9 protein-coding genes are annotated in these 10,455 nt (G+C 67.2%); all 9 read right to left on the bottom strand.

The genetic code is table 11. The features are described 5' to 3' along the window. Nucleotides 1–45: 45 nt before the first annotated feature. On the bottom strand, nt 46–1,935 hold the full coding sequence (gene fadD32 / locus EXE63_RS16650; RefSeq protein WP_168142851.1) for a long-chain-fatty-acid--AMP ligase FadD32: 1,890 nt from the start codon (nt 1,933–1,935) through the stop codon (nt 46–48). 226 nt (nt 1,936–2,161) lie between these two features. Next, nucleotides 2,162–3,178, bottom strand: a complete 1,017-nt coding sequence (culp6, locus tag EXE63_RS16645; RefSeq protein ID WP_168142850.1) for a carboxylesterase Culp6 — start codon at nt 3,176–3,178, stop codon at nt 2,162–2,164. 47 nt (nt 3,179–3,225) lie between these two features. Next, nucleotides 3,226–3,729 (bottom strand): DUF732 domain-containing protein, encoded by a 504-nt coding sequence (locus EXE63_RS16640; RefSeq protein WP_372513131.1) that lies wholly within the window; start codon nt 3,727–3,729, stop codon nt 3,226–3,228. Nucleotides 3,730–3,800: 71 nt separating this feature from the next. After that, the gene (locus EXE63_RS16635) at nt 3,801–4,688 is read right to left on the bottom strand and encodes an esterase family protein (RefSeq protein ID WP_168142849.1); all 888 of its coding nucleotides are present in this window, start codon (nt 4,686–4,688) and stop codon (nt 3,801–3,803) included. A gap of 152 nt (nt 4,689–4,840) precedes the next feature. Further along, nucleotides 4,841–5,845: an esterase family protein gene (locus EXE63_RS16630; protein ID WP_168142848.1), complete on the bottom strand. Its 1,005-nt coding sequence runs from the start codon at nt 5,843–5,845 to the stop codon at nt 4,841–4,843. A gap of 99 nt (nt 5,846–5,944) precedes the next feature. Beyond that, on the bottom strand, nt 5,945–6,916 hold the full coding sequence (locus EXE63_RS16625; RefSeq protein WP_168142847.1) for an esterase family protein: 972 nt from the start codon (nt 6,914–6,916) through the stop codon (nt 5,945–5,947). 145 nt (nt 6,917–7,061) lie between these two features. Beyond that, nucleotides 7,062–9,110: a terminal beta-(1->2)-arabinofuranosyltransferase gene (gene aftB / locus EXE63_RS16620; RefSeq protein WP_234904532.1), complete on the bottom strand. Its 2,049-nt coding sequence runs from the start codon at nt 9,108–9,110 to the stop codon at nt 7,062–7,064. Beyond that, complete coding sequence (locus tag EXE63_RS16615) at nt 9,010–9,927, bottom strand: decaprenyl-phosphate phosphoribosyltransferase (RefSeq protein ID WP_168142846.1); 918 nt, start codon at nt 9,925–9,927, stop codon at nt 9,010–9,012. The genes aftB and EXE63_RS16615 overlap by 101 nt, the downstream gene beginning before the upstream one ends. After that, entirely contained in the window at nt 9,924–10,454 is a 531-nt protein-coding gene (locus EXE63_RS16610; RefSeq protein WP_168142845.1) for a phosphatase PAP2 family protein, read from the bottom strand. Before EXE63_RS16610 ends, EXE63_RS16615 begins: the two co-directional genes overlap by 4 nt. Between the last annotated feature and the right edge of the window lies 1 nt (nt 10,455).

Raw genomic sequence — 10,455 nt, 5'->3', positions numbered from 1 at the left:
CGCCGCCGTGCGGCCTTGGTGACGCGGCCGGAAACCCATTCGGTCTCAGTCGGTCTCATCGGGGAAGTCGTTGGCGATCTTGCCGCTGCGCAGGCTGCCGTCGAGGTAGCCGTTGCGGCAGGCCCGGCGGCCGATCTTGCCGCTGGAGGTACGCGGGATGGCGCCCGCCGCGGTGAGCAGGACATCGCGGACGGTGACACCGTGACGCACCGCGATCGCTGCGCGGATGTCGTCGATGATCGGGCCCAGTTCCAGCTTGTGCGAACCGGCCGCCCGCTCGGCGACGATGACCAGTTGCTCCGAGGTGTCCTCGGCGTCGAACTTCAGGCCGGCGTGGGTGTCGTCGAACACCTCGGCGGGCAACTGGTTGGCCGGTACCGAGAAGGCCGCGACGAACCCGGTACGCAGCGCCTTCGAGGCCTCCTGCGCGGAGTACTCCAGGTCCTGCGGGTAGTGGTTGCGGCCGTCGATGATGACCAGATCCTTGACGCGGCCGGTGATGTAGAGATCACCGTCGTGGAACGCGCCGTAGTCACCGGTGCGCACCCAGGTGGCGTCATCGGCCGCGCCTTCGGCGTGCGAGGGGCTGGTGCGCGATTTCAGGATGTTCTGGAAGGTCTCGCGGCTCTCGTTGTCCTTGCCCCAGTAGCCGGTGCCCATGTTCTGGCCGCTGATCCAGATCTCACCGATCTGGCCGTCGGGCAGTTCGGTGGCGGACTCGGCGTCCACGATCACCGCCCACTCCGAGACACCGACCTTGCCGGCGGAAGCCTGTGCGACGGCGGACTGCGAGTCGGCGTCGACCTCGATGATCCGGTTGGTGTTCAGCGCGTCGCGGTCGACGTAGATGATCTTGGGCTCTTCGGAGGCCGGGGTGGTCGAGACGAAGAGCGTGGCCTCGGCCAGTCCGTAGGACGGCTTGATGGCCTTGGGCTGGAAGCCGTAGGGCCCGAACGCCTCGTTGAATCGGCGCACCGTGGCCGCGGAGATGGGCTCGCTGCCGTTGAGGACCGCCTTGACGTTGGACAGGTCGAGCGGCGGCTCGCCGTCCTTGGGCAGACCGCGCGCGGCGGCGTGATCGAAGGCGAAGTTCGGCGCCACCGAGATGACACCGCCGGTGTCACCGGGCTTGCGGGCCATCTCCCGGATCCAGCGGCTGGGGCGGCGCACGAAGGCCGCCGGGGTCATGAAGGTGAAGTTGTGCCCGATCATCGGGGACAGCAGCGCGGTGATCAGGCCCATGTCGTGGAAGAAGGGCAGCCAGGACAGGCCGCGGTCGCCCTCTTCGGCTTCCAGCGCCTCGATGATCTGCACGATGTTGGTGGCCAGGTTGAGGTGGGTGATCTGCACGCCGGTCGGGATGCGCGTCGAGCCCGAGGTGTACTGCAGGTAGGCAACCGTGTCGATGCTGACATCCATCGGTTCCCAGGTTCCGGCGACCTCGGCGGGGACGGCGTCCACGGCGATGACGCGCGGGCGCTGGTTGGCCGGACGACTGCGGAAGAACTTGCGCACGCCCTCGGCGGCCGCGGTGGTGGTCAGGATGGCCGACGGCTGGCAGTTGTCCAGCACGGCATGCAGCCGGCCGACGTGACCGGGCTCGGACGGGTCGAACAGCGGGACCGCGATGCGGCCGGCGTAGATGGCGCCGTACATGGCGACCAGGTAGTCCAGGTTCTGCGGGCAGAGGATCGCGACGCGGTCACCGACCTCGGTGACCTGCTGCAGGCGCGCGGCGACGGCACGGTTGCGGGCGCTGAACTGCGACCAGGTCATATCGCACTCGACACCGTCCCGCTCGGTCGAGTAGTCCAGGAAACGATAGGCAAGCTTGTCGCCGCGGACCTTGGCCCAGCGCTCGACATGGGAGACGATGCTGGCGCTGTCCGGGAACTTGATCTGACCGTTCTTGATGAACGGGTTATGGAACGGCATCAAATACTCCTGTCACAGCACACTCAACGCACGGTCGGCGCGAGCCTCCGGAATCGTACCGGCGCACGGATCACGGCCTTTGGACGACCACTGGCCGACCGCTCACCACTCTTAGTTTTCTCTTAATGTTAGGTGACCGATTCCCGCAGGCCAAATCTGGTTACCGGCGAGTCGCTTTTCCCTGGGGCGAGCGAAGCGACGGGAAATCGGCCGGGCCGAGATGAGGTCAGCCGTGCTTGGGGTGCGGCGCGTTCTCCACCAGGTTGCGGGCCCAGTCCAGCGTCCACTGGGTGGTCGTTCTACCGTCCAGGGTCCAGAACTGCGGGGTGTTGTACAGCGCGTGCACGGGGCCACGGGTGCTGCCCAGCAGGGTGTCCAGGGTGGCTGGCAGGTTCCCGACCGAGAACGCCGACTCGGGCGCGGCGCAGATCAGGTCGCCGGAACCACAGATCTGGTAGGTGCGGTCATCGAGTGCACCGAAACCACCGTCGCGCGGACCGGTCATCGACAGGCCCAGTGCCGACAGCATCGGCAGCTCGTGCAGCGTGATCTCGGCACCCTGCCCGGGCGGGTTGGGGCTGAGGTTCTGGCCCACGCCGTCCTGCCTGCGGCCGTCGGCGATCAGCATGGCGCCGAGCACCAGGTCTTGGTCCACCGGGCCACGGCCGTTGCCGATATCGCTGGCGATATCACCGGCGATCACCGCACCCTGCGAGAAACCCACCAGCACATAGCTGGTCAACGGGCATCGGTTGTTCATGTCGGTCATCGCCCGCACCGTCGCGTTGAAGCCCTCGGTGCGACTGTCGTTGTAGGACATCTGACCGTCGGCGGAGAACGGATTGTGGAACTGCGCGGTGTAGGGAACCGTGTAGATCTCCAACCGGTCGGTGCCGAATTCGGCGCGCAGCGGGTTGGTCACGTTGAGCAGCAGCGCGATCGGGAACTGCACCGGGTTGTACGGATCGAGTTGCGGCGAGGACTCCCATGTGCCGGGAATCGAGACCAGCTGCACATCGGGGCAGCTCGCATCCTGGAACTCGGGCCGCGGCTTGCCGGTGGGCGGCACGGCCGACGGACCGTCCGTGGGCACCCCGGGCTGGGTGGCGATCGGCGGGGTGTCGGGCTGGCGCATGAAGACCACCACACCGGCGACGACCACCGCCACCAGCACCGCGACCGCCGCGGCCGCGGCCAGGGCCAGAATGCGATGCCGTTTACGTCTGCTGTTCTTGGTCGCCATGAGTCCTTGATGTTCCGTCCTGTGAGCCCTGCGAGTACGCCGTCGGGCTAGCAGAGCCGTTCGGTTGCGATGCGAATGTAGTCAGCGGTCGCCGAGTTGACCTCACCGACCTCCGGGGCCATCGACGTGGCATGCGCGTCGTCGACGTCATCGCGGACCAGCGGCAGGACGAAATCCCACACCGCTTGCTCGGACTGTTTGGCCGCACGGGCCTGGCAGACGTAGGCGCCGATGCTCAGCGCCATCAGCTCGTCGGAGGGCTGCACGCCCGCATCGGCGAGCGCCTTCAGATAGTCCTGCTGGTGCGGGGTCGCCGCGAAGTGATCCTCGACATGGGCGTCATCGCGGACCGCCCCCTGCAGGCCCTGCGCGCGCGCATCGGTGGACTGGCCGGCGGGCTGGCCGATGGTGGTGAGCGTGGTGTCGCCCATCGAACAGCCACCGGTCATGACGGCGACCGAAGCCAGCATCACCGGGGTCAACATCACGAACGACGGGGATACCACCGGCCACTTTGCCAGGGTCGCGGTCCACCGTCGGTTGTGCTGCACGATTCCACGGTACCGGCTGGCCGGCACCGGACCTCGAACGCGGCTGTGACCGTTATCGCACCGAGGCCTGCTCAGGCGATGGCCGCCGCCAGGTCGCCGCGCAGCGCACCCAGCTGGGCCGACCAGCTACCCCAGTCGTGCTGGCCGGCGGTCGGGAAGTCGAAGTGCCCGTTGCGGCCGCCGATGGAGCGGTAGTGCGAATAGAACGTGCGGTTGCTGCCCTGGGCCTGCGCGCAGTCGTCGATCATCGCGGGAACATCACTGCAGGTGGTGGTCTGCGGGCTGAAGATCCACAGCCGGGTGTTGTTGTCCACCAGCAACTGTGCGTGCACATCGGGGTCATGCCACTTCCAGCGGCCGAACTGCACCGGGCCCCACATGTTCTGGGTGTCGACGCCACCGAACCGGGCCATGCCCGCGGTGATCGCGCCGTTCTCGAAGGTGCGCGACGGGGTCAGGAAGCCCGACAGCGATCCCGCGTAGCGGAACCGGTCCGGGTGGAAGGTGGCCAGCATCAGCGCACCGGTTCCGCCCTGGGACGCGCCGACCACCCCGTGCCCGCCGGGGGAAAGGCCCTTGTTAGCCGCCAGCCAGTTCGGCAACTCGGTCGCCAGGAAGGTCTCCCATTGCTTGCTACCGTCCTGCTCCCAGTTGGTGTAGAGGCTCCAGGCCCCACCGGCCGGGGCGGCCACCGAGACACCGGAGCCGGCCAGGGTGTTCATCGCGTTGCCTGCGGTCACCCAGTTACTGACGTCGGGGGCGCCGTTGAAGGCGTCGAGCAGGTAGACCGCATGCGGTCCACCGGCCTGAAAAGCGACCGGGATATCGCGGCCCATCGCCGCCGAGGGCACCATCAGGTACTCGACACCATCGGCCTTCGCCGGGGTGTCGACCGCGGCCGACGCCGTCCACAGACCCATAGCCAGCAACACCGCGCACACCATTGCGTGCAGCCTCATGTCCCACCTCTGTTCTGGCCGCATAACCCGGCGCCGAATCCCCACCAACGGGTTGTAGTGAATCACATCACCGCAGTGACACGCGCCGGAAACGACTGACGGCGGTGACCCCGAGGGATCACCGCCGCCTGTCGTCGGTCGTCGTCGCGCCGCTACTGCGTCACGGTCGGTGTCGCACCCAGCACGCGCTGGATGTCGGGCTTCATGGCCTGCAACTGCGACCCCCAGTAGCCCCAGCTGTGGGTCCCGTTCTCCGGGAAGTTGAACACGCCGTTGGTGCCGCCGTTGGCGAGGTAGGTGTCGCGGAAGGTCTTGTTGGTGCGCAGCGTGAAGCTCTCCAGGAACTTCGCGTTGAACAGGTTGCCCGCGCTGGCGCCCGCGTCCAGATCCGACGGGGTGCCGTCACCGCAGTAGACCCAGATGCGGGTGTTGTTGGCGATCAGCGTGTTGATGTTGACGTAGGGATCGTTGCGCTTCCAGGCCGGATCGCTCGACGGGCCCCACATGTCCTCGGACTTGAAGCCACCCGCGTCACCCATCGACAGCCCGACCAGCATCGGCCACCAGCCCTCGGACAGGTTCAGGAAGCCCGACAGCGAGGCCGCGTACGGGAACTGCTGCGGGTGGTGGACGGCCAGTGTGAAGGCGGCCGAGCCGGCCATCGACAGACCGACCGCGGCGCTGCCGGTCGGTTTGACGCCCCGGTTGGCCTGCAGCCAGGCCGGCAGCTCCTGGGTGAGGAACGTCTCCCACTTGTAGGTGTAGGTGCCGCTCTTGCCCTTGGCCGGCTTGTACCAGTCGGAGTAGAAGCTGGACTGGCCGCCGACGGGCATCATCACCGACAGGCCCGAGTCGTGGTACCACTCGAAGGCGGCGGTGTTGATGTCCCAGCCGTTGAAGTCATCCTGGGCCCGCAGACCGTCCAGCAGGTAAAGAGCAGGCGAACCCTCGCCACCGCTCTGGAACTGGATGCGGATGTCGCGGCCCATTCCCGCCGACGGAACGTCCAGGTATTCGACCGGCAGACCGGGCCGGGAGAAGGCCCCCGCCGTCGCCGAGCCGCCGACGGCGCTCACCAGACCGGGCAGCACCGCGACCGCTGCGGTCGCGACAACCACTCGGCGTGCAACGCCGCGCCACTTCTGAACGAAACTCATCCGTATGTCAATCCCATCGTTTTCGGACCACAACTGGCCGCACTGCCCGTGTAGTCAACCACAACCCGGTGGGACTTCTCTCTCCGGCGAAAACCGTTCTCAGCGATTGAGAGTGGCGATCAGATCTGGCTTCAGAGCTTGTAATTGGGCTCCCCAGTACGCCCACGAATGGTTGCCGGCGGCCGGGAAGTTGAACGTCGCGTTGCGTCCACCAGCGGCGGTGTAGCGATCCTGGAACTTCTTGTTGCTGCCGATCGCCAGACCTTCCAGGCTGTCGGCGTTGAACTTCTGACCGGGATCGGCGTTCTCGTCCAGCGGTGTGGAACCCCCTGGCGCACAGTAGATCCACAGTCGAGTGCCAGCCGCCACCAGCTTGCCGACCTGCTCGACGGGGTCATTGCGCTTCCAGGCCGGGTCCCATGGCGGTCCCCACATGTTGTCGACGTTGTATCCGCCGGCGTCGAGCATGGCGACCCGGATGGCCTGTTTCATGAACGGCGTGGAGGGATTCAGGAATCCCGACAGCGCTGCGGCATAAGTGAATTGGGCCGGATGGTAGGCAGCCAGGATGAGCGCCGCCCCACCTGCCATCGACAGCCCGACCACGCCGTTTCCGGTGGGTGAGATCTGCTTATTGGTGGCCAGCCACTGCGGTAACTCGTTGGACAGGAAGGTCTCCCACTTGTAGGTGTAGGCCTGGTTGTTGAAGCTCGACGGTGAGTACCAGTCACTGTAGAAGCTGGACTGCCCGCCGACCGGCATCACGACCGAAACGCCGGATTCGTAGAACCATTCGAAGGCGGCGGTGTTGATATCCCAGCCGCTGTAGTCGTCCTGGGCGCGCAGTCCGTCGAGGAGGTAGACGGCTTTCGGGCCGCCGGGCTGGAACTGCACCCGGATGTTGCGGTTCATCGCCGCGGAGAACACATCGAGGTACTCGACGGGCAGACCCTCGCGGGAGAAGGCGCCGGCGGCCGGCGCGGGCACCACGACGATGGTTGCTGCGGCCGCGACCGCCGCCATCGTCAGCTGAAGAAGTCGACGAGCGCCCACTCCGAATCTTTTACGCATGTGTTGTCTATCCGTCCATCTCATAGGCAACGCGATGTAGCGCTTTGCCACGCGGAGTTCCGCGGCGGGCATCTGTGGCCACGCTTGTGTATCGCCACAACATAACCGCGCCGTTACCGGTGCTGCAAAACCGCAGTGACCTTGCTCACGGTCCGGTGGCGGGCAGCCCGGTGTACTCGGGGATCTTCGGCGGCGGTATCTCCAGCCCGCATCGGCGCAGCTCATAGATGGGAACGCGATCGATGCGGTACTGGCCGAAACCCAGTGCGTGCGCGACGTTGGACAGGAAGCGGCGCGGACCCAACGGGGCGCGCACCGCGTTCAGTTTCGCCTCGGTGTCAGGGCATTTCAGCGCGGCCTCGGCCTGGATGATCCAATCCTCGTCCAGATACGGCGGGATGAACGGCCGCTCCTTGAGGAACGGCCCCTCGGCCACCGCCCAGTCCGGGAACAGGTTCTTGTCGTGGCCGATGCGCGCGTCCTCCAGACGTGCGGTGTGCGCGGCCAGCGGATTGGTCAGCCCGATCTGGTCGATGACCCGGACATCGAGGCCGACATTCATACCGAGCATGCCCATATTGGTGAAAAAGACTGTGTGCGGACCATTTTCGCCAGATGGACGCGGGTTGTCCGGAGGTGGCGGGATCGCCGGAACCACATCCCAGGCGTCATAGTTGCCCGACGGCAGCAGCAGTGCCCCGTCCGGGGTGTTACGCAATGCGACGAGTACGGCGCGCATTCGGGGATAGTCCAGATAGTCGGCGGCGGTCAGTGGATGCGCGTGGCCGGTGGCCTGTGCATAGAAGCGCCGCTCATCCACGATGCCGGTGTAGGTGACCCGGGTGGCATCGGCACCCATCCCCGGCGAATTCGCGGCCCACAGCGACCATCCCGCGAGCGACACCCACAGCAGACTGGTCGCGCCCGCCAGCAGGTAGCCGGTGCGAGCGCTGAACTTCGCGGCGTCGGGGATCGCGATCGGCACCACCGCCACCGGCGCCAGCATCAGGAACAGCGCGGTCAGCAGGACCCGGCCGTGCATGAAGTCACCGCCCTGGCGCACCCAGTAGACGGCCTGGATCGCTCCGCTGAGCACGATGAAAACCACAGCAGCGGTAGGACTCTGAACTGCGCGGCGCCAGTTCCGCTTTCGTTCCGGGGTATTCGGCCGGCTCCGTGAGACCGCCAGCAGTACGGCCAGGATCACCATCATCACGGCCGGAATCCACAGCAGATAGGGCGCGTTGAAATTGCTCAGATAGGTGAACCCCTGCGACCACTTGGCACCCGAGGCGTCCTTGGCGATCGCCGTCTGGGGCACCAGCAGCCCGTAGTAGCCCATCCGGAAGATCTGATAGGCCACCGGAAGCGCGCCGCCGGCGGCCACGACCAGCAGACGCCGCCGCCAGCTGTCCGCGGCGAGCACCATCATCACCAGCGCCAGCCCGCCGACCAACGCCAGTTCGGGGCGCACCAGCACGCTCAGCCCCGCCACGAAGGCCAGCGCCGCGGTCAGATACCGTCCGGCCCGCCCACGCCCGGTGTGGGGCGCCTGCGACCAGCACACCATCAGCCACCACAGCAGGCCGACATAGGCCAGCACCAAACCGTTTTCGAGCCCGGAGGAGGCGAAATCCCGGGCCGGCGGAATGGCGATGTAGATCAGCGCGCCGGCCGGGAGCAGCAGGGCGCGGCGGCCCTGCAGCCCCGGCGCATACAGCCGCGCGGTGCCGAGCATGACGAACACGACGCCGGCCACGCTCAGCCCGAGCGTCAGGGCCAGCGTCACGTACTCCAGGCGCAGCGGTCCTGCCAACCAACTGGCGGCGGTGATCAGGTAGGTCCACAAGGTCGAGGTATTGGATTCGACGCGCTCCCCCGCGTTGAACACCGGACCGTTACCGGCCAACAGGTTCCGCACGGTGCGCAGCACGATCAGGCCGTCATCGGCCATCCAGCGACGCTGCCAGGCCCCCCAGCCGAACAGTCCGGCGACCACCAGGACCGACAGCCACAGGCTGATCCGAACCGACAGGCTGTACCGGTAGGCCGGCCAGTCGCTCAGGCGCGCCGCCACGGCGGCGCCCAGGCGATCAACTGAGGATTGCAGCCGCACAGACGGTTCCGATCCACGCCACCGCGAGCAGCTGCAGCACGCGGTCCCCCAGCGCGATCTCCTCGGGCTCGCCGGCATGCCCGCCGTCGACGTCCACCGCGTACCGCAGGATCGCCACGGTGAACGGGATCATCGACAGTGCGAACCAAGAACCCTCGCTGCCATCGCGCTCGAAGGCCCACAGGCCGTAGCAGAGCACCAGCGCGGTCGCCGACAGCGTCCACACGAATCGCAGGTAGGAGCTGGTGTAACTCTCCAGGGATTTACGGATCTTGGCGCCGGTGCGTTCGGCGAGCTGCAGCTCGGCGTACCTCTTGCCGGCGGCCATGAACAGCGAGCCGAAGGCCATGGTCAGCAGGAACCACTGCGACAGCGGCACACCGGCGGCGACGCCACCGGCGATCGCCCGGATCAGGAAGCCCGAGGACACGATGCAGATGTCGATGACCGGCTGGTGCTTGAGGCCGAAGCAATAGGCCAGCTGGATGGCGATGTAGATACCGATCACCGCGGCCAGGTTCGGTGACACCAACCAGGAGATCGCCAGCGATGCGACGCCGAGCACCACGGCCAGGGTGTAGGCCAGGGACTCCGGCACGACCCCGGCGGCGATCGGTCGGAACCGTTTGGTGGGGTGTGCGCGATCGGCCTCGACGTCACGCGCGTCGTTGACCAGGTAGACCGAGGACGCGGCGAGGCTGAACACCGCGAACGCGATCAGGACGTTGACCAGGACTTCGCGCAGGTCGTAGACATAGCGATCGTCCCCGAGGGCGGCCACCGGGGCGGCGAAGACCAGGACGTTCTTCACCCACTGGCGCGGTCGCAGCGCCTTGACGATGCCGGCGGCCAGGTTCTTCGGCGGGCCGGCGGTCGGGAGGGGCTCTTCGCTCACAGCTCAGTCTCCTTCACAGCCGCGTCGTTCACCGCAGCGACGCTCCGGGCGACGACCGCACCGACCGCGACTCCGGTCAGCACGTCGGTCGGGTAATGCACGCCGAGCACCAGCCTCGACAGCGCCATCACCGGGATCAGCAGCCACGGCAGGCGCGTTCCGGTGACCCGCGCCAGCAGGATTGCCGCCGCGGTGGTCGAGGTCGCATGCGCCGACGGGAAGCTCAGCTTGCTGGGTGTCCCCACGTTCACCGCGATGGCGGGATGGTGCGGGCGCTGCCGTTTGACGACCCGCTTGATCACGACGGCGGCCGCGTGGGCGAGGAAGGCGCCGGCGCCCACGGCCAGCCACTGCCTGCGCTGCCGGGGTGCCACGACCGCCCCGAGCACCGAGACACCGACCCAGCCCGCGCTGTGCTCTCCGAAATGCGACAGCGTGCGCGCCGTCGCCAGCACACCCGGCCGGCCCGCCAGCGCAGCCTGCACCACCACCAGCGCCGTTTCCTCGGGCGCCAGATCCTCGGCCACG

Origin of the sequence: Mycolicibacterium frederiksbergense (genome assembly GCF_012223425.1) — a bacterium.
Lineage (GTDB): Bacteria > Actinomycetota > Actinomycetes > Mycobacteriales > Mycobacteriaceae > Mycobacterium > Mycobacterium frederiksbergense.
Note: the sequence above shows the minus strand (reverse complement) of the source record. Positions and strands in the feature narration are given on the sequence as shown.